The sequence below is a fragment of the Blautia sp. CAG:257 genome (assembly GCF_000433815.1).
GTDB lineage: Bacteria > Bacillota > Clostridia > Lachnospirales > Lachnospiraceae > Blautia_A > Blautia_A caecimuris.
In genome coordinates this window covers 7,599-28,038 of the sequence record NZ_HF999126.1, presented here as the reverse complement: position 1 = coordinate 28,038, position 20,440 = coordinate 7,599, and the positions used below count along the sequence as shown (strand labels likewise).

Here is a 20,440-nt window from a genome sequence, read left to right as displayed (position 1 = left end):
CTTAGTCCTTCTCTTCCTCAAATATCATGGTATAGGCAGGCATCTGAAAAGTGCCGTCCGTACAATTCAGAGTACAGTATTCCTGCACATCCGCCTGTTCAATGTAATAAATCTGGCCTTCTTCCGTCTTTGCCCTGTGATCCTTCCTTTCCAGTGCTTTTGACAGCCATAAAAGAAAAATATCTCTTACCTGAGGCTCAATTTCCGGAAGAGAGGCAAACTCCAGACGATTATCTTTGATATAGCTTTTCAGCAGTTTTCTTTCCTGCTCCAGTCTTTTTATTTCTGACGCACGCATTTCTTCTTTTTCTTTTGAATGATCACGAATTCCTGTTCTCTTTGCCTTTTCCCGATAGGTACGGATTCTTGGAGTCAGTGTGATCACACCGGGAGCTTCTTCGTATACGCCGCTGTTAATGCTGTCTGTTTCTCTTTGTAAATTCCCTTTTAAATGAAAAGGCTTCTCTATGCCAAATACAACAGCAGCCAGTCTGTGGGCCTGCTGAATATCCCTGCACTCATGAAAAATACGGGCTACTTTTTTGTATTCTTCCCTGCGGTTGGAGCCCTGACTGCTCATCTCACTGATTCGCGCAGCATATCTGGTGATTTTACGGATAATTTCATTTGTGGTATCAAATACCTTCCCAGCCTCAGACTCCGCCCCGTCTTTTCCGGAAAACCATTCCACGATACTCTCCCAGCGACCCTGATTCTTATCAAAAATCATCTGATCATCTATCTCAACATCCATCCGGGGAATAGAAAGCTCATAGGCCGTAGCTTTTTCCAAAATCTGATGCACAGTTTCTCTGTCCATATTCCGAAGCTTCTGTTCAATTGCAGATACGTTTGCCTGAAGCCCTTTTACAAATGACCGCAGATACTCGATCAGCCTGTCCTTAAACAGAAGAAATTCCCTGGTCTTCATCATTTCCTCTGCTTTAACACTGTTCAGTTCACGCATATAGTCCTGATAATTCTGATTCAGACGGATAAAATCATTATTCAGATCATTCCACCATCCATAAAGCTTTTCCTCATTCCGGGAAGCCATTTCTTCCATTTTCTCAAGACTGATCCGCAGTCTCTCCAACAGAGTTGGTTCCAGAGAAGAACCTTCAATGAACAGGTTTTCCACCCGTATTACCATTCGTTCTACTTCTACTGCTGTCTCTGAAAGCTGATAACGAAATTTTTTATTTTTGAACTCCTCAATACTGCTGACCTTTCTGGTATCCTGAATTGTTACCAGGTTTCCCCATGATGCCAAAGCCGCCAGATCCTGCTGACACTGTATCATTGTATATTCTGCAAAAGAAGGATCCTCTTTCAGCTCTTCGAATACCTCCTCCTGATACAGCCAGTATTTCAGTTTTTCGTATTTTAAATAAAAAAGCCGGATGATCGGGCGATATCTTTCTGTGTTTTCTACATTCAGATATTTTGCCTCCATCATCGGCTTTCTCATTTTTTCCTGAATTTTCATTATATTTTCCTCGGGTGTGTCATTTCAATTTTCCCACTTTTGTTACCTTTTTATGATAGCATACAGACAACAGAGATTCAAGAATTTTTCTAAAATCCTTTTTCATATAATCTCAGTTTGGATACTGCTAAAAACCAGCGCTTCCTTGACAATTCCTGTTGCTTTTCAGTATAATTTAGTGTAGTAAACTACAAGAGAATTAAACTAATAAACAAGCGAGGTTTTACATATGAGCGCCACTTCCTCAAAAACACTTCTCACAGAAGGACCAATCTGGAAAAGGATGACTGCTTTTGCCATTCCTATTTTTCTGGGCAATCTTTTTCAGCAGCTTTACAATACTGCTGATTCTCTGATCGTAGGAAATTTTCTGGGCAGCAATGCCCTGGCCGCTGTCAGTTCCTCCGGAAGTCTTATTTTTCTTCTGGTAGGATTTTTTAATGGAATCGCCATTGGAGCCGGAGTAGTAATTGCCCGTTACTTTGGGGCAAGACAGACAAAGGATCTGCAGAAAGCCATCCACACCACCATAGGCTTTGGGCTGATCTCAGGGGTTCTCCTGACGATTCTGGGTATTCTTCTTGCGCCAAAAATCCTGGTTCTGATGAAGACTCCCACAGACGTACTCCCCAATTCCATCCGGTATTTCCGTATCTATTTCCTGGGTTCTGTGGCTTTTGTCCTCTATAATAATTTTGTGGGTATCCTGCAGTCTGTAGGCGACAGCAAACATCCTCTGTATTATCTGATATTTTCCTCACTGGTAAATATCTGCCTGGATCTTTTATTTGTAGGTGTTTTACACATGGGTGTAGGATCTGCCGCAGCTGCCACGATCATTTCCCAGTTTGTCAGTGCCTTCCTCTGCCTGAACCGCCTGACAAGGAAAAGTCCGGAGGAATACCGGGTGTCTCTGCGAAAGATCCAGCTGAACCCGGTTATGCTCCGCCAAATCATTTCCAACGGACTGCCGGCAGGCATTCAGAATTCCATTATTTCTCTGGCAAATGTGGTTGTCCAGTCTAATATCAACAGCTTTGGCAAACTGGCAGTAGCCGGATGCGGCTCCTATTCCAAGGTAGAAGGGTTTGGTTTTCTTCCGATCACCTGCTTTTCTATGTCTCTGACTACCTTTATCAGCCAGAATCTTGGGGCCAAAAAGTATGACAGAGCAAAAAAAGGCGCCCGCTTCGGTATTATCTGCAGTCTTATTATGGCAGAGTGCATAGGAATCATCATTTATTTTGCCTCCCCTGTGCTGATTGCAGCCTTTAACAGTGATCCGGATGTGGTAGCCTTTGGAGTACAGCAGGCTCGTACAGTGACTCTGTTCTATTTCCTGCTGGCATTTTCTCATTGTCTGGCAGGCCTTCTCCGGGGAGCCGGAAAATCCATCATCCCCATGTTTGTCATGATGATCTGCTGGTGCATCATCCGGGTAAGCTATATTACCATTATCGTAAAGCTGATCCCCTCTATTCAGGTGATCTTCTGGGCTTATCCTCTGACCTGGACACTAAGCTCCATTGTATTTCTGATTTTTTATCTGAAATCAGACTGGCTGCATTTTAATTCCCGTGGGTAAAAAGCAGCTGCCGCACGAATATTTCGTACAGCAGCTGCTTTTTCAAACCATTCTCCTGTGACATGCACGTTTCTTAAAGTAACTGCTGCCTGTCCCAAGTACACATAAAAGAACTAGATATATCCCCATTGCAGTGGTGATCATCTGTTCCTCCGGCATCCGAAGCAGCAGCTCCGGAAGGATCAGCGACCAGATATTTGCTCCCATATGAAGCAGAACACTTGCCCACAGGCTTCCTGTGATCTCCAGGAAATACGCAAATACAAATCCCAGGATTCCTGCATAAACAGCCTGGGTAAGATTCATGTGATAAACACCAAAAAATACTCCTGATATCACTGCCGCCGTTGCCACCCTGGTATAATCTCTCAGCCGCAGATAGATCAGCCAGCGAAAAACAATCTCCTCTGCAAGCGGCGCGATCACTCCCATCCAGAAGATGAGCATAAACAAGCTTTTTCCATTTGTGATCTGTGCCATATTTTCCTGATATTCCTGTACATTCAGAACATTTTGCAACAAAGCCACCAGCATATTGGCAAATGTGGCAAGTGACGCTCCCACCAGAAGTAAAAGGATTCCTTCTCCAGGCTTCAGCTTCTTTCCCGGCTGCTCCGGAATCAATCCCCTGACAATTCTTGCGCTTTTATCCTTCTGATAAAACCAGATACAGGGAATCATTGTCAAAAGCGCAGTAATTCCTGTCATCAGAATAGTCTGAGACTGATAAAACTCCAAGCCGTATCCCATGCTGTAGCATATTACTGCCAGAGCTGCATACCCTACGATCTGACTGATAAGAAAATGGATTCCGCAGGGGTAGAGTACCCTCCACACTTTTTTTAAAATACTCTGTTTATGCAGAGGGGTCAGCAGAAAAAATCAACAATTCCCTGTACGGAATCTACAATTTTTAAGGGCTGAGCCTGTTTCAGCTCCTGCTCCGTACCGTATCCATAGGCCACTGCAACACATTCAATCCCGGCCTTTCTGGCTCCGAACACATCATGCTCCTTGTCGCCTACCATGATTACTTCATCCCGGTGATTCTGCATATTCAGACGGGCAAGAACCTCCTCGATCACCTCTGCCTTTCCGGTTCTTTTTCCGCTCATTTCGCTTCCCACAATTTCACTGAAATATCCGGTCAGTCCGAAATGATCCAGGATTTTTTTTACAAAATACTCCGGCTTAGAGGAAGCGACTGCAAGAGTATATCCTTTTTGACACAATGTATCCAGCATTTCTTCCACTCCAGGATAAGGCTGATTTTCAAAAATTCCAACTGTAGAATAGCGCTCTCTGTAATATTCTACTGCTTTTATTCCTGTTTCCTCATCCAGTCCGGCATACTCCATAAACTGCTGCAAAAGAGGCGGCCCTACAAACACCTCAAGCTTTTTCAGATCATCCTCAGGTTTTCCCAGTTTCTCCAGTGCATACTGTACAGATTTTGTGATTCCTTCCCCGGATTCTGTCAGCGTGCCATCCAGATCAAATAAAATTACTTTATACATATGCGCCTCCGATTTTCAGAATTTTTATTTACTGCTATAAATGAGCAAATATCGAATTTTGCATAATAGAATCCGTAATATGCGCACATAAAAGAAAGATTAAGCTCTATATATGCATCTTATAAAGATAAATTCATGATGATTTTGCGCACTTTTTCAAATTTACTCATTTATAGTTTACTGATTATCGGATAGTATATCATGATTTTCCCGGAACGTCCACGTAAATTCCGGCTTCTGTTCCATTATAAGAAAGAAAAGCCACCTCTGTCTGAAATACCTTTTCCGATATCTTCTGTTCCTCTGAAATCTTCAGATAAATCCTGCTTTCCTCCTGACACCATCCAACTTCTTTCCCGTTTACTCTTAAAGACAGAATCTGGATGCTCCCCTTCCGTTTTATATTCAGAACCGGATCTGACGTCGTTTTTATTGTGCCTTTCCAGTAAAGAACTTCCGGTACCGCATGCAGCTGATTCCGGAAACTTTCCGGTTCCTTATCTCTGTCATCTTTTTCTGTTTTCTCTGCCTGATATAAATCTGAGCCTGGACCTGATACAATATCAGCGGCAGCAGTTGGAGAAACTATCGTCACTGGTAACCGCTCTCTGTCAGACGGCATATCCTGCAAATCTTCTGTTCCATCCCGGTTTGTCCCCCCTGTCTCGGACAGATTTTTCTGCTGTTCCGCTCCACTTTGATTCCTTATTTCCTCCAAGTATTCCTCATCTGTTTCTTCCATATTTTCCATGCTGTTTTCCCAGTCAGACACGTTCCCGCTTTCGGGCACAGTTTCCGGCTCTTCATAAATCTCCCCCTGCCAGCTTTCTTCTCCTGACCCAAACATATCCTCATATCCATTTTCCTCAGACTGCTGTTGTTCCCCAAAATCCTGGTCCCCGTCTCCCACTTCCCAGTCAGAGGGAATACCTGTGCTTTCTCCCGGAAGCGTCTCCACATGAAACCCTCCAAGATCCTGAGCAGCGCTTGTCTGTCTAATTGCTGTTACAAGTACAAGAACTGAGATTACTGCCAGAAACTTTCTGTGTACTGAAACCCCTGTCCCATGTTTTTTCCCAGAGCTTTCTATTCTCCTGAAAATATAAGACTTCTTTTTTCTATTTGATTTCACCATTCTTTTCCTCTCCTTTCGCAAAAGATAAGCTATTCAAGTACTGTTTCCATTGTTTTATATTCTTTTCAGAATCACTTTTCATGTCTTTCTTCTCTTTCATCATTTTAAATAATTCCATACTTTCTTTTTCCCTTCCCTGTCTGATCAGAAATAACCCGTACAGAGAATATTCTTTACTGCCTGCCTTTTCCCGGAGCATCTGTCTGTAATACCCTTCTGCCTTTGCCATATTTCCTTCCAGTTCACTATTTCGAGCCAGAAGTGTAAGCACCTGTTTCTGTTGTTCCAAAGCATCATAAATCCTCAGGAATCTCTGCCCGGATTTTTCTATCTGACCTGTAATCACTTTTCTGATTGCCTTTCCCCCTGACCGAAAATCCATGGAATAATACCAGGCAGTGACCGGAGATATAGCAGTTTCCAATTCCGGCATTTCCAGTCTTTGCATTGTTTCTGTTGTCAGAGCCCCCATTATGACTGCAGTACAAAGAAAGCAACACAGTCCGACAGCCGCTCCCTTCCATACTTTCCAGGACAGAGGTTTTATTTTCTGCAACGCATTTTCTGCTTCCTCTGCTGATCTCCAGCGTTTTTCCGGCTGACTGAAGCAGCATTTTCTGATAAAAAATCCAAGTCCCGGAAACTGAAAAAAATATTGAAGTCTGCGCTTCTGACACAGCTCATCTACAGTTTTTCCCAAAGCATAAAAGTCACTGGCAGGAACAATCCTCCCCTGATACTGTTCCGGAGCCGCATACCCCTCTGTTCCCAGACAATAAAAGCTCTGTCTTTCATATCCCAAAACTGCGCTTCCAAAGTCAACCAGATAAAGCCTTCCTGATTCCGTCAGCATCAGATTGTCCGGCTTCAAATCTCCGTAATAAACCGCCGGCTTTCTGGAATGCAGATATTTCAGAATTTGCAGCACCGTACCTGCAATGGACAGAATCTCCTCTCCGGAAAATATTCTTCCCTCGTTCAGATACTGTCTCAGAGATTTTCCCCTGATATACTCCATTACAAGATAACAATGACCATTCTGTTCTGTATAATCAATCATCTTCGGAAGAGAAGGATGCTCCAAAAGCCGAAAAAGCCCTGCCTCACGTTTTTTCTCAGCAGGAAGTTCCTTTACCGCCCGGTATATGCCAAGCTCCAGATCTCTTGCAAGATAAAGATCCCCCTCTCCACCCCTGCCGATCCTTTCCATAATACAATAACGCCCTTTTAAAATAATTCCGGTTAATTCGATATGATCTCCTCCTCTTTCCAGGCGCACAAATTACATGTCTGATCTTTTCATATATCTTAATGAACAACTTTGAAAAAGTGCACAAAAATACTCACGAATTTGTCTTTATAACATACACATATACAGCCTGATCTTTCTTTTATGTCCGTATATTACGGATTCTATTGTGTAGAATTTGATATTTGCTCATTTATAAAAAATAAAATGGGAACTTACCGGATGAACTCCGGAAAAAGAAATCTTGATGTTTGTATTATAGCACAAATTGTTCTTTTCAATTCTTAAATTTTTATAAATAACTTCCGACACACAAGCTGGATCCGCACCATACAATCTTCCTTTTATGAATAAATGCCTGCTGAATCCAGGAGGATACGGCCGGATACAGGCTATCCATGGCAGTCTGCATCCAGAGCCTGGTTTCACATTTATACAGTTTTACAAACACGGAAGCTTCGGAAATTTCCCGGAAACTTTTTTGATGAATTTTTTAAAAAATTTCAAAAAAACATTTGACAAATACAATTCTATCTGGTATAGTATGTTTTGTCAGCGAGGGAAACACCTCACAGAACAGCTTCAAAGCATGCGATAGTGGCGTAGTTGGTAACGCGCGACCTTGCCAAGGTCGAGACCGCGGGTTCGAGCCCCGTCTATCGCTCTTCTAAACCAGAACAGTTTTTGTTCTGGTTTTTATTTTTATAAATTCTAAATCATGTACTATATTTTCTATCCAGATAAACAATACCGGGAGGCAATTAACTGTGTACACTTTCAGCATAGATGAAATAACTGAACATGACCTTCATAAAATTCTGTCTATCTATAACTCAAATCCTTCTTTTTTAAAAAGTCATATAGGTACTACATATATTTCTAAAGACTTTATAGCCCGTGAACTGTATAAAATGAAAAAAATAGGCTTCAAATCTGTTGTTGCAAAAACTCCTGAAAATAACATCATTGCCATAAGTGATTTTAAAACAGCAGAGGAAACTTATCTGTCTCTGTTTATGCTTGATGCAAACTATAAAGAAAAGGGATTTGGAAGCAGAATCTATTGTCAGTTAGAAAATCTTTTCAGATCAGAAGGTTCCACAAAAGTTCGAATTGATGTTGTATATGATTATCAGGATAATTCTCTTGGCTTTTGGAAAAAACAGGGATTTATCCCACACGAAAAAATACTTTTGGAATGGAATGGCTTTAAATCTCATGCAATAAAAATGTTAAAAAACATTTCCTGACTCAGGCAAAAATATGATTTTTTATAACATAAGAACAGGGCGGCTGTACAAGCCGCCCTGTTCTTATATATCCTTAAATATAAAATTTTTAGTGATGGAACAATCTGATTCCTGTAAATGCCATTGCCATACCATATTTATCGCAGGTTGCAATTACATCCTCATCTCTTACAGATCCGCCTGGCTGAGCAATATATTTCACGCCGCTCTTATGAGCTCTTTCAATATTATCGCTGAACGGGAAGAATGCATCAGATCCCAGGGTTACATCAGTCAGCTGATCCAGCCATGCACGTTTTGCCTCTCTTGTAAACACTTCCGGCTTCTCTGCAAAAATTCTCTCCCATGCGCCGTCAGCAAGAACATCCATATATTCCTCGCCAATATAAACGTCAATGGCATTGTCTCTTTCCGCGCGGCTGATTCCCTCTTTAAACGGAAGGTTCAGAACCTGAGGGCTCTGACGGAGGAACCAGTTATCTGCTTTCTGGCCTGCCAGTCTGGTACAGTGTACACGTGACTGCTGTCCTGCGCCTACGCCGATGGCCTGTCCGTCTTTTACAAAGCATACAGAATTGGACTGAGTGTATTTCAGAACGATCAGAGAAATTTTCAGATCACGCTTTGCTTCTTCTGTAAGCTCTTTATTCTCAGTTACGATATTCGCGATCAGTTCATCATTGATCTCAAGCTCCTGTCTTCCCTGTTCAAATGTAACGCCGAATACTTCCTTGTGTTCCAGGGGAGCCGGAACAAAATCAGGATCGATCTCAATAACATTGTAATTGCCTTTTTTCTTGGCTTTCAGGATTTCCAGAGCCTCCTCTGTATATCCCGGAGCGATCACACCATCGGAAACCTCTCTTTTAATAAGAAGCGCTGTATCTTTATCGCAGACGTCAGACAGGGAAATAAAATCTCCAAAGGAGGACATACGGTCAGCGCCTCTTGCTCTTGCATAAGCGCAGGCAATTGGGGAAAACTCTTTCCAGTTCATATCATCCACCCAGTAGATCTTTGCCAGTGTCTCTGTAAGAGGAAGTCCCACGGAAGCGCCTGCCGGAGAAACATGCTTAAAAGAAGTAGCTGCTGCAAGTCCGGTTGCTTTTTTCAGATCTCTTACAAGCTGCCAGCCGTTAAAGGCATCCAGGAAATTAATATATCCGGGTTTTCCGGAAAGAACCTTAATAGGAAGCTCGCTTCCGTCATTCATATAGATTCTGGAAGGTTTCTGGTTTGGATTGCATCCGTATTTTAACTGTAATTCATTCATTACTGCATCCTCCTTATTTGTTCTTATTTACAATAGTTGTTTCATATTTACCTGTTGCAATGTCAATATAGCGCACGAACAGAGAAACCTTATTTTCTTCATTAAGACTGTTCCAGAGAAGATCTGTAAACTCTTTCATATCATTTGGAATCTGAACCAGCTTCGGCTCTCCCTCAAAGCTTGGAAGAGGATTTCCATCGCATTTATATGTGTGAATAAACCGTCCTTCTCCCGGAATTGCTTTTTCGTAGGCAAAGGTATAACGAAGACATGCGTCCGGATTTCCGTTATCGCTTTTCAGAATAGACATTGCATAGCTGTAATTGCCGTTTTCAATATGCATCACACCGGAAATACGAGGTGTATAATTAGGTCCGTCCGGCTCAAATTCGCGGCATCTTAAGGACTGTTCAAAGGTCATCTGTCTGTCCATGCCTTCATAAATAGTATCTGTCTGATCTCCGTTGGTAACAATAGTCTTGTTTCCAAGAACACGTACCGGAGCATAAATGATCAGGCTTGGATCTGTAAGCTTGGACGGATCAAATGCCTGTGTACGGATTCCCTCTCCTTCTGTGACAAACACGCGGTTTCTGCTGTTCTCGCTTCTTCCCATAATAAAGTATGCTGCCACTGCTTTTGTTCCGTCAAGAGAACGGCCGAGGATGATTCCTCTTCCCGGATAAGAATTATTTTTCAGTTCATTTTCCAGTGATATCATTTCCATAGTCTGATCTCCTTTTTTCTAAAAAATCATTATATAAACGCGCTGTCCTGGCTCCATGCTGCGTTTTCTGTTAAAAATAAAACAAACCGCCCAGGTAGTCTGTATTTCAGGCTGCCCAGGCGGTCGGCTTATCACTTACTGCACTCCCCACAGGTAATTCCTGTTTTCCGCCAGTCATGCAGTCGTTATTATTATCATATCATATTTTTTGTTTTTTTCAAGAACAAAAATTCCTGATTATTCATCTACGCTGTAGTTCGGAGCCTCTTTTGTAATGTGGATATCATGAGGATGAGACTCTTTCAGGGAAGCTGCAGAAATTTTAATGAACTTGCCTGTTGTTTTCAGCGCTTCAATGTTCTCTGCGCCACAGTATCCCATACCTGCGCGAAGTCCGCCGATCAGCTGGTAAACAGTATCTTCTACATGACCCTTGTAAGCTACACGTCCTTCTACGCCTTCCGGAACAAGCTTCTTGGCATCCTGCTGGAAGTAGCGGTCCTTGCTTCCGTTTTCCATTGCTGCAATGGAGCCCATTCCGCGGTATACCTTAAATTTACGTCCCTGGTACAGTTCAAATGTTCCCGGGCTCTCATCACATCCGGCAAACATACTTCCCATCATGCACACATTGGCGCCTGCTGCAATAGATTTTGTGATATCTCCGGAATATTTGATTCCGCCGTCTGCAATGATCGGCACTCCATAACGGTTTGCAACCTCATAGCAGTCCATAACAGCTGTAATCTGAGGAACACCGATGCCGGCAACCACACGGGTGGTGCAGATAGAACCAGGTCCGATACCAACCTTGACCGCATCAACACCAGCTTCAATAAGAGCTTTTGTAGCAGCTCCTGTAGCAACGTTTCCGGCAATTACCTGAAGCTCCGGATACGCCTCTTTCATTTCGCGTACAGCCTTTAAGATATTCTCAGAATGACCGTGAGCAGAATCCACTACGATCACGTCCACGCTTGCCTTTACAAGAGCCTCAACTCTTGCAAGAACATTAGATGTGATACCAACTGCCGCTCCGCAGAGAAGACGTCCCTGCTCGTCCTTTGCAGCCAGAGGATATTTGATCTGTTTCTCAATATCCTTAATGGTGATCAGGCCTTTTAAGTTGAAGTTATCATCTACAATGGGTAATTTTTCTTTACGGGATTTTGCGAGGATCTTTTTTGCTTCCTCCAGAGTAATTCCTTCTTTGGCAGTGATCAGACCTTCAGAAGTCATGCACTCGCCGATCTTTCTTGAGAAATCTGTCTCAAATTTCAGATCTCGGTTGGTAATGATACCTACCAGTTTCTTTCCTTCTGTGATCGGAACACCGGAAATACGGTATTTTGCCATAAGATCATTGGCATCTTTCAGAGTATGCTCTGCGGATAAATAAAATGGATCTGTAATAACGCCGTTTTCAGAACGTTTTACCTTATCTACCTCATCTGCCTGCGCCTCGATAGACATATTTTTGTGAATGATACCGATACCGCCCTGTCTTGCCATAGCGATAGCCATGCGGTGCTCGGTAACTGTATCCATTCCCGCGCTCATAAGCGGAATGTTCAGCTTCACCTTTTTAGTCAGCCAGGTTGTTACATCCACCTGGTTCGGAATCACCTTTGAATACGCAGGAACTAACAGTACATCGTCAAATGTAATGCCTTCACCGATAATTGTACCCATTGTATTTTTTCCTCCCTTGTATGTAATTTTTACAGGATGTGCTTATTCACACCTGCATGATATTTTGAGTTTGGTTCATAGTGTAGCAAAAAAAAAATACGGTGTCAATCCAAAAAAACTTTGCTGGGCGCTGAATTTTTTATAGCATTTGCCATGGCATCGTCCGGCTCTACGATCACCTTACAGGCTTCGCCTCCGTCACGAATGATGATGCCGAATCTTTTGTGGTCCGGATTTCCTGAAGAATAGTCCAGAACCTTCATTTTCTGGTTGCCGTTATAATAATCCATTCTGTGAGAATTCAGAGGAGCGATCAGGTCTGCCTCTGTAAGATTCAAAGATTTTACTCTTTTTCTTTTTGATTTTGCCATGATCTTATCAATATCCAGTTCCCCGTTTACAAACAGATATTCATACTCAAGATCTGTTTTTGGGATAATAAAATAACATGCCACGCCCAGACCAATGGCAACGATCAAAAGCAGCGGATTCAGAAAAAGTCCTGCTGCCACAGCCACTACAGTCAGTCCGATCATTCCGAATTTAATCAGGGCATCCTTAAATGTGGATTCCTTTTTCACAAGGAATTCCGAGTACAGTTCACTCATAATTCACTCTCCTTACGAGACACGGCTCGTGCTTGTATAATGATATTTTTATTCTAACATAAAAAGGAACCAGCGTCTATGACGCCGATTCCTTTTTATAAAATATTTATATTACATCATTCCCATTCCAGGATTTCCTGCCGGCATTGCAGGAGTATCTTCCTTAATGGTTGCAACAACAGATTCTGTTGTCAGTAAAGTGGATGCAACACTTGTGGCGTTCTGAAGAGCGCTTCTTGTAACCTTTGCAGGATCCAGGATTCCGGACTCTACCATATTTACATATTCTTCGTTCAGAGCGTCAAATCCAACGCCTGGCTCGGATTCTCTTACTTTATTGATGATTACAGAGCCTTCCAGTCCTGCATTTGCAGAAATGTGGAATAAAGGAGCCTCCAGAGCTTTCAGGATAATGTTTGCACCTGTCTTCTCATCGCCTTCAAGAGTTGCCGCAAGCTCTGCAACCTTCTTGGATGCGTGGATGTATGCGGAACCGCCGCCTGCAATGATACCTTCCTCAACTGCTGCTCTTGTAGCTGCAAGAGCATCCTCAAGACGGAGTTTTGCTTCCTTCATCTCTGTCTCAGTTGCTGCGCCTACACGGATAACTGCTACGCCGCCTGCCAGTTTTGCAAGTCTTTCCTGTAATTTTTCTTTATCAAATTCAGAGGTTGTTTCCTCAATCTGTCCGCGGATCTGAGCAACACGGTCAGCAATTGCCTTTTTGTCGCCGCAGCCGTCAACGATAACTGTATTTTCTTTTGCAACTTTAACGGATTTTGCACGTCCAAGCTGCTCCATAGTAGCTTCTTTCAGATCCAGACCGAGCTCGTCGGAGATTACCTGGCCGCCTGTAAGGATAGCGATATCCTGAAGCATTTCTTTTCTTCTGTCGCCATATCCCGGAGCCTTAACAGCAACTACCTGGAAGGTTCCTCTTAATTTGTTTACAATAAGAGTGGTAAGAGCCTCGCCCTCTACATCCTCTGCGATAATAAGAAGTTTTGCGCCGGCCTGAACGATCTGCTCCAGAAGTGGAAGGATCTCCTGAATATTGCTGATCTTCTTGTCTGTGATCAGGATGTACGGATCTTCAAGGTTTGCTTCCATTTTTTCCATATCTGTGGACATGTAAGCGGAAATATATCCACGGTCAAACTGCATACCTTCTACAAGGTCAAGCTCTGTATGCATGGTCTTGGACTCTTCTACTGTGATAACGCCGTCTTTGGAAACTTTTTCCATAGCGTCTGCAACAAGCTGGCCAACTTCCTCGTCACTTGCAGAAATTGCAGCTACGTTTGCGATCTGTTTCTTTCCGCTGATTGTCTGGCTCATTTCCTGAATTGCTTTTACTGCTGTATCAGTTGCTTTTTTCATTCCTTTACGAAGGATGATCGGGTTTGCTCCTGCTGCAAGGTTCTTCATACCCTCATGAACCATAGCCTGTGCCAGAACAGTAGCTGTTGTAGTACCGTCGCCTGCAACATCGTTTGTTTTGGAAGCAACTTCTTTGATCAGCTGTGCTCCCATGTTCTCAAATCCGTCCTCAAGCTCGATTTCTTTTGCAATAGTCACACCGTCGTTTGTGATAAGCGGAGCGCCGAAAGATTTGTCAAGTACAACGTTTCTTCCTTTCGGTCCAAGTGTTACTCTTACTGTATTTGCAAGCTGGTTTACACCATTTTCAAGTGCGGCTCTTGCTTCTGCACCAAATTTGATTTCTTTTGCCATGATGAAAATTCCTCCTAGTCTTTTATAAGATACAAAACTTTTAAAGAAACACCATTTTCACTGGTTTCGCCCTTCTCTGTATGGGGATTCATCCAGTATTCCTGTCTGTGTTTTATTTAACAACTGCTAAAATATCGCTCTGTTTTACAATGATGTACTCTTCGCCGTCAAGCTTAACTTCTGTTCCTGCATATTTGGAGTAGATAACCTGATCTCCTGCAGCAACTTCCATTTTTACTTCTTTGCCGTCTACCATTCCGCCAGGACCTACTGCAATAACTTCTGCCTGCTGCGGTTTTTCCTGAGCCTGACCCGGAAGCACGATGCCGGATTTTGTTGTCTCTTCTGCTTCTAACTGTTTTAATACAACTCTGTCACCTAAAGGTACTAATTTCATAATCTATTTCCTCCTTTTATTTGTCGCAATCTGTTGCTAGCACTCATTTTATTCGAGTGCTAATCACTGTCCTTATATTATTGAATTGCCTCCCATTTCGCAACTCTTTTCACGGTCATATAAATAGATATATACTTTTATTATCTCTTATTTACTCTTATTTTCTTGTTTTTTCTTATCTTCTTATTTTTTTATAAATCTGCGCCATGTCTGTTCCATATTCTGATTTCCTGACTTTCCCCATTAATGGCCATAATCCTGACTGCAAACTGTTCAAAGTTCAGATGCTTTCAAATTTCCGTAAAATTCCAAATTGCAGTTTCTGATCTCCCTTATCCAATACTTTATATCCCGGGCTGTCCTGTTATCTCGTACAATCTTTTTCCAATAAAACTGCTCTGTCCCCCTGCAACAGGAATCTGACAAATGTCAAACTTTCCCATAAAGCAACTATTCCCCCCGCCTCTTGACAAAGAGCCAAAAAAGGCAGGAGCATTTCCGCTCCTGCCTGATAAATATCGTTTATTCAGACTTCTTTATGATTTTTTGTTTCGCTGGGCTTTGATCTCTTCCAGCTCGTCAAAGATCACTTCATTCAGAACCTTGATATAGGTTCCCTTCATTCCTGAAGAACGGGACTCGATCACGCCTGCACTTTCAAATTTACGCAGTGCGTTGACAATCACTGATCTGGTGATTCCCACTCTGTCGGCAATCTTGCTGGCTACAAGAATGCCCTCTTCTCCGTCCAGCTCATCAAAAATATGGATGATCGCTTCCAGTTCTGAGAAAGATAAGGTATTAAATGCTGATTTTACTACCTGCTGCTTTCTGTCCTCTTCTGCGTTCTCCTCATGGACTGCACGCATCATTTCCAGACCAACTACAGTTGTTCCATATTCACTGACAATAATGTCCTCAATATCGTATGGCTTGTCGTCTCTGTACATAAATACAGTTCCAAGGCGCTCTCCGGCAATATCAATAGGATTGATGATGCCCTGGCACCGGCTGTCCACATGCTCAAAACCAAGTGTCTGAAGATTTACATTCTCTTTTGTTGATAAAACTCCTAAAAATCTTTCATTCAAAAGAGTATCTACATGTCCGCCGACTTTATCCTCGATCAGCTCTGTGATTTCCTGTACACCCGGGCATAAGCTGACGCCCAGCACCTTGCCCTTTTTGCTCAACACCAGTATATTAGAACTTAAAGTCTCCATCAGTACCTGGCAGATATCATTAAATACTACCTTGCTGGAGCTGCTGTTGTGCAAAAGTTTGTTAATCTTTCTTGTTCTGTCTAACAACTGAACGCTCATACTGGCCTCCTTTTCTCATCTATCCGGTATTTTCTACATAAATGTCCTGATGATTTTATATTACACGCTTTTTTCCAAAATTACAAGACATTTTTATGTTTTTTCAATTTTGCCTGCCTATTCTGAAAATATTTTCTTTTTAAATTTATTGTATATTTTTTTAATCATCCTGCTTTGCTTTCTGCTCTACATAGCCGCAGGTCTCCTGGCTGCACACCAGCTTGTTTCCTTTTTCTACCATATAACTGCCGCATACCGGACATTTTTTGTCAGACGGCTTCTGCCAGGACATAAAATCGCATTCCGGATTGTCCTCGCAGCCATAATATTTCCGGCCTTTCTGTGTTTTTTTCAGAACAACATCCTTACCGCATTTCGGACATGCAACGCCTATCTTCTCATAGTAAGGTTTTGTATTTCTGCAGTCCGGAAAGCCCGGACAGGCAAGAAATCTTCCATGAGGACCGTATTTGATCACCATATTCCTTCCGCAGAGATCACAGACCACATCTGTCACTTCATCCTGGATATCTACCTTTTCCAGCTCCTGCTCCGCTGCATCCACATCCTTTTTCAGATCCGGATAAAAATTGCGAACAACGGTTTTCCACTGAACGGTACCGGCTTCCACACAGTCCAGAAGACCTTCCATCATGGCTGTAAAATGAACGTCCACAATACTTGGAAACGCCTGCTTCATAATATTGTTCACTACCTCGCCCAGCTCTGTCATATACAGATTTTTCTGCTCTTTTGACACATAACGGCGGCTGATAATCGTGGTAATGGTAGGCGCATAGGTACTTGGACGGCCGATTCCCTGTTCCTCCAGTGCCTTTACAAGAGAGGCTTCTGTGTAATGAGCCGGCGGCTGGGTAAAATGCTGTTCCGGCTTCAGCTCCAGCAGTTCAAGCTCCATGCCTTTTTCCAGACTCTGGCTGAGGACGTTTCCTTTCTTATTGTCATCATCCTGCACATACACGGACATAAAGCCGTCAAATACTACCTTTGACGCAGATACTGTAAACGTATATTCTCCTGCGCCAATCTTTACAGAAGTGGTTTCATAACGTGCCGGCGCCATTCTGCTTGCAGTGAATCGTTTCCATATAAGCTGATAAAGGCGGAACTGATCTCTTGAAAGAGATTCCTTCAGCATTACCGGAGTTCTTGCAATGTCTGTGGGACGGATCGCCTCATGGGCATCCTGGATCTTCGGATCCTTTTTAACTGCCTTTCCGCCCTCTGCCACATATCTTTCTCCATACTGATCTCCGATGTATGCTCTTGCGGCCTCATCAGCCTCCTGTGAGATTCTTGTAGAATCCGTACGCAGATAGGTGATGATACCCACTGTGCCGTTTCCCTTGATATCAATACCCTCATAAAGCTGCTGAGCCAGACGCATAGTTTTCTGAGTGGAAAAGTTAAGTGTCTTGGCTGCCTCCTGCTGCAGTGTACTGGTGGTAAACGGAAGAGGAGCGTTTTTGATCCTCTCTCCTTTTTTTACTTCTGTCACCTGATATTCTGCGTTTTCCAGCTTTTTCAGGATCTCGTCCATTTCTGCCTTATTGTGAATCGGAAGCTTTTTATCTGTTCCATAGAATTTTGCCTGAAGAGGCTTCTTTTCCCCACGGATCTTAAACGCTCCCTCAAGGCTCCAGTATTCCTCCGGAATAAAGGAATTAATCTCTTCCTCTCTGTCGCAGATGATCCGAAGCGCCACTGACTGCACACGTCCTGCGCTCAGACCTCTTTTTACCTTTGCCCAGAGCAGCGGGCTGATGCTGTAACCTACCATACGATCCAGCATTCTTCTGGCCTGCTGTGCATCCACAAGATTCATGTCCAGCTCTCTTGGCTGTTTGATTGAATTTTTGACTGCTGTTTTGGTGATCTCATTAAAGGTGATCCTGCGCATTTTTTTCGGATCTTCCTTTAACGCCTGCATCAGATGCCAGGAAATAGCCTCTCCCTCACGGTCAGGGTCAGTTGCCAGATAAATTTTGTCAGCCTTTTTTGCCGCCTTGCGCAGCCCTGCCAGAAGCTCTCCCTTTCCGCGGATAGTTATATATTTGGGCTCAAAGTCATTTTCCACATCAATTCCAAACTGACTTTTCGGAAAATCTCTTACATGTCCGTTAGATGCCTGTACGTCATAATTACTCCCCAGAAACTTCTTAATTGTTTTTACCTTTGCAGGTGACTCCACGATCACCAGATATTTTGCCATGCTACCTCTCCTATTTATCAAAATCACTTATGTCTGAATTTTTACATAATAATGTCTGCTGATTTCTCTGACCAGTCCCAGAATACTCAGTTCCACAAGAATACTTCCTGTTTTTTCAGCGGAAAGCCCTGTTTCCTGCATGATACTATCCCTGGATTTTGGTCGTAAATCGAGACAACTATACACCATATTCAAATCACTTGCAAGTCCTAAGTTCTTTTTTTCAGATGATTTTACGGTATTTTTACAATTTATCCCAAGCTCCTCCAAAAGCACTTCCGGCTTGTATGCCAGCCCTGCTCCGTCATAGATCAGCCTGTGGCAGCCTCTGCTCAGCTCTTCATTTACAGGGCCCGGAAGGGCAAAAACTGCCTTTCCCTGTTCCAGCGCCCACTGGGCTGTAATAAGGGAACCGCTCTTTTCTTTTGCCTCCACTACAAGAACCAGGTCTGACAACGCACTTAAAATTCTGTTCCTTGCAGGAAAATGATAATTCCTCGGCTGAGTGCCCGGAGGATATTCACTGAGGATTCCTCCCTTTTCTCTCAAAATTCTTTCATAAAGATTCCGGTTGGCTGCCGGATAACAGACATCCGGTCCGCTTCCCAGAACTGCCCAGGTGGGCATCCCTCCTGCAAGCGCTCCTCTGTGTCCTTCCGAATCGATTCCTGTTGCCATTCCGCTGATGATCTGCACTCCTGCTTCTGCCAGGGTCTTTGCATACTGAAACGCCTGGATTCTTCCGTAGGGACTGCACATTCTTGCTCCCACAACTGCAGCACAGGGTCTTTCCGGATCCGGCAGCCTTCCTTTTATGTAAAGCTTTTCCGGCATGTGGTCATAGGCTTTCAGTTTTTCCGGATATTCCGGCTGGCCTTTTTCGATACATCTGATATTGTCTGAGTGATTTCTTTCCATATAAAATACCCCTTCTCCCGTTTTTTTATGACTTTTTATTTTTCTGTTCACGACCAGTATTTTTTGTCGAAGGCCCGGTAGGACAGCGCTTCTCCTATATGCTCTTTTTTTATCAGCTCCGAGCCTTCCATGTCGGCAATGGTTCGGGAAACCTTCAGTATCCTGTGGTATGCTCTGGCGCTGAAATCCATTCTGTCAAAGGCTGCTTCCAGAAGCGCTTTCCCCTGATCATCCGTCCGGCAATAAGCTTCAATCATGTTTCCTTTCAGTTCCCCGTTAAACTGAATGTTTTCATTCTGATAGCGATTTCTCTGGATTTCATGAACCTTTTCCACTCGTTTCCTGATTCGGTCCGATGCTTCCCCCTGTTTTCCGTTCAGACTGGAAAAGCTTACCGGTTCTGCCTCTGCACAGAGATCCAGACGGTCAAGAAGCGGCTGACTGATCTTATTCAGATACCTGCTTACCTGCCCGGACGTGCACCGGCACCGGTTCATATCCGGATAATACCCGCAGGGACAGGGATTCATTGCTGCGCACAGGATAAAATCAGCAGGAAAGGTATAGGTTCCGTATACTCTTGAAATCCGTATTACCCGGTCTTCCAGAGGCTGCCGCAGGATTTCCAGGGTTCTTCTGGAAAATTCCGGCATCTCATCCAGAAACAGAACGCCCCTGTGGGCCAGCGTGATCTCCCCCGGTCTTGGATTACGCCCGCCGCCCGCAAGGGCAGGAGCCGGACTGGAGTGATGAGGACTTCGGAAAGGCCGCTGCCTTACCAGAGGATCCGTGGGAGAAAGAAGCCCTGCAATACTGTAGATTTTAGTCAGCTCCAGACTTTCCTCAAAGGTCAGAGGCGGCATGATTCCCGGTATCCGTCTTGCCACCATGGTTTTTCCTGCTCCCGGCGGTCCGATCATCAGAAGATTATGGAATCCGCTTACAGAAATTTCCACTGCTCTTCTTAAAGATTCCTGCCCCCGGATCTCACTGAAATCCAGTTCCTGTCCCGGCTGCTCTGTTTCCTGTCTGATACAGGGCTGTCTGTACTTCCCGGGAGCTTTCAGAAAAATGATCAGCTCCTTTAAATTTTTTACCCCTATGATTTTCATATCCGGCACCAGACAGGCCTCTCTCATATTCCCCCAGGGGACAATGCACAGCCGGCACTTTTCTTCTCTTGCCCTTATAACAATAGGAAGAATTCCGGGAATCGCATGAATTTCCCCATTGAGGCTCAATTCTCCCGCAAACATGACTCCCTTTAAAACTTCCGGCTCCAGAATGCCGGAAGCAGCCAGTACGGCTGCC

The 20,440-nt window shown here is 43.5% G+C and carries 17 protein-coding genes, 1 tRNA gene and 1 riboswitch; of the genes, 3 read left to right on the top strand and 15 right to left on the bottom strand.

Features of this window, described 5'->3' with window-relative positions; genetic code table 11:
* Position 1: 1 nt before the first annotated feature.
* Positions 2 to 1,489 carry a TIGR02677 family protein gene (locus tag QVP40_RS13580; protein WP_022068906.1) on the bottom strand — a complete coding sequence of 496 codons (1,488 nt, stop codon included), beginning with the start codon at positions 1,487 to 1,489 and terminating at the stop codon, positions 2 to 4.
* 229 nt (positions 1,490 to 1,718) lie between these two features.
* Between QVP40_RS13580 and QVP40_RS13575 the strand changes: the two genes are divergently transcribed.
* Positions 1,719 to 3,074 carry an MATE family efflux transporter gene (locus tag QVP40_RS13575; RefSeq protein ID WP_022068905.1) on the top strand — a complete coding sequence of 452 codons (1,356 nt, stop codon included), beginning with the start codon at positions 1,719 to 1,721 and terminating at the stop codon, positions 3,072 to 3,074.
* A gap of 42 nt (positions 3,075 to 3,116) precedes the next feature.
* Here QVP40_RS13575 and QVP40_RS13570 read toward each other — a convergent pair whose 3' ends face one another.
* From QVP40_RS13570 to QVP40_RS13555, 4 genes are all read right to left on the bottom strand, one after another.
* Positions 3,117 to 3,824 carry a CPBP family intramembrane glutamic endopeptidase gene (locus QVP40_RS13570; RefSeq protein WP_288200609.1) on the bottom strand — a complete coding sequence of 236 codons (708 nt, stop codon included), beginning with the start codon at positions 3,822 to 3,824 and terminating at the stop codon, positions 3,117 to 3,119.
* A gap of 119 nt (positions 3,825 to 3,943) precedes the next feature.
* The gene (locus QVP40_RS13565) at positions 3,944 to 4,591 is read right to left on the bottom strand and encodes an HAD-IA family hydrolase (protein WP_022068903.1); all 648 of its coding nucleotides are present in this window, start codon (positions 4,589 to 4,591) and stop codon (positions 3,944 to 3,946) included.
* Positions 4,592 to 4,790: 199 nt separating this feature from the next.
* Positions 4,791 to 5,726, bottom strand: coding sequence for a hypothetical protein (locus tag QVP40_RS13560; RefSeq protein WP_022068902.1), 936 nt, complete (start codon positions 5,724 to 5,726; stop codon positions 4,791 to 4,793).
* Positions 5,710 to 6,936, bottom strand: a complete 1,227-nt coding sequence (locus QVP40_RS13555) for a serine/threonine protein kinase (RefSeq protein ID WP_288200607.1) — start codon at positions 6,934 to 6,936, stop codon at positions 5,710 to 5,712. Before QVP40_RS13555 ends, QVP40_RS13560 begins: the two co-directional genes overlap by 17 nt.
* Positions 6,937 to 7,566: 630 nt before the next feature.
* On the opposite strand from QVP40_RS13555, the gene QVP40_RS13550 reads away from it, so the two are divergent.
* A tRNA-Gly gene (locus tag QVP40_RS13550) sits at positions 7,567 to 7,639 on the top strand.
* A 103-nt stretch (positions 7,640 to 7,742) separates the two neighbouring features.
* Positions 7,743 to 8,225: a GNAT family N-acetyltransferase gene (locus QVP40_RS13545; RefSeq protein WP_022068900.1), complete on the top strand. Its 483-nt coding sequence runs from the start codon at positions 7,743 to 7,745 to the stop codon at positions 8,223 to 8,225.
* 88 nt (positions 8,226 to 8,313) lie between these two features.
* Here the strand turns inward: QVP40_RS13545 and QVP40_RS13540 are convergent, their stop codons facing one another.
* From QVP40_RS13540 to QVP40_RS13495, 10 genes are all read right to left on the bottom strand, one after another.
* On the bottom strand, positions 8,314 to 9,498 hold the full coding sequence (locus tag QVP40_RS13540) for a phosphoribosylaminoimidazolecarboxamide formyltransferase (RefSeq protein ID WP_022068899.1): 1,185 nt from the start codon (positions 9,496 to 9,498) through the stop codon (positions 8,314 to 8,316).
* 13 nt (positions 9,499 to 9,511) lie between these two features.
* The gene (locus QVP40_RS13535) at positions 9,512 to 10,225 is read right to left on the bottom strand and encodes an IMP cyclohydrolase (RefSeq protein WP_022068898.1); all 714 of its coding nucleotides are present in this window, start codon (positions 10,223 to 10,225) and stop codon (positions 9,512 to 9,514) included.
* A gap of 106 nt (positions 10,226 to 10,331) precedes the next feature.
* Positions 10,332 to 10,413, bottom strand: a riboswitch (ZMP/ZTP riboswitch).
* Positions 10,414 to 10,462: 49 nt separating this feature from the next.
* A complete protein-coding gene (gene guaB / locus QVP40_RS13530) occupies positions 10,463 to 11,917 on the bottom strand; it encodes an IMP dehydrogenase (RefSeq protein WP_022068897.1) in 1,455 nt (484 codons plus the stop codon).
* 104 nt (positions 11,918 to 12,021) lie between these two features.
* Complete coding sequence (locus QVP40_RS13525) at positions 12,022 to 12,525, bottom strand: DUF6106 family protein (RefSeq protein WP_022068896.1); 504 nt, start codon at positions 12,523 to 12,525, stop codon at positions 12,022 to 12,024.
* Positions 12,526 to 12,636: 111 nt separating this feature from the next.
* Complete coding sequence (gene groL / locus QVP40_RS13520) at positions 12,637 to 14,259, bottom strand: chaperonin GroEL (RefSeq protein WP_022068895.1); 1,623 nt, start codon at positions 14,257 to 14,259, stop codon at positions 12,637 to 12,639.
* 112 nt (positions 14,260 to 14,371) lie between these two features.
* Entirely contained in the window at positions 14,372 to 14,656 is a 285-nt protein-coding gene (gene groES / locus QVP40_RS13515) for a co-chaperone GroES (RefSeq protein ID WP_022068894.1), read from the bottom strand.
* A gap of 536 nt (positions 14,657 to 15,192) precedes the next feature.
* Complete coding sequence (codY, locus tag QVP40_RS13510) at positions 15,193 to 15,978, bottom strand: GTP-sensing pleiotropic transcriptional regulator CodY (RefSeq protein WP_022068893.1); 786 nt, start codon at positions 15,976 to 15,978, stop codon at positions 15,193 to 15,195.
* Between the two features lie 160 nt (positions 15,979 to 16,138).
* Positions 16,139 to 18,211: a type I DNA topoisomerase gene (topA, locus tag QVP40_RS13505; RefSeq protein ID WP_022068892.1), complete on the bottom strand. Its 2,073-nt coding sequence runs from the start codon at positions 18,209 to 18,211 to the stop codon at positions 16,139 to 16,141.
* Between the two features lie 27 nt (positions 18,212 to 18,238).
* The gene (gene dprA, locus QVP40_RS13500; RefSeq protein WP_022068891.1) at positions 18,239 to 19,129 is read right to left on the bottom strand and encodes a DNA-processing protein DprA; all 891 of its coding nucleotides are present in this window, start codon (positions 19,127 to 19,129) and stop codon (positions 18,239 to 18,241) included.
* Between the two features lie 47 nt (positions 19,130 to 19,176).
* Positions 19,177 to 20,440 (bottom strand): YifB family Mg chelatase-like AAA ATPase (locus QVP40_RS13495; protein ID WP_288200605.1); only part of this gene is annotated, 1,264 nt, incomplete at its 5' end.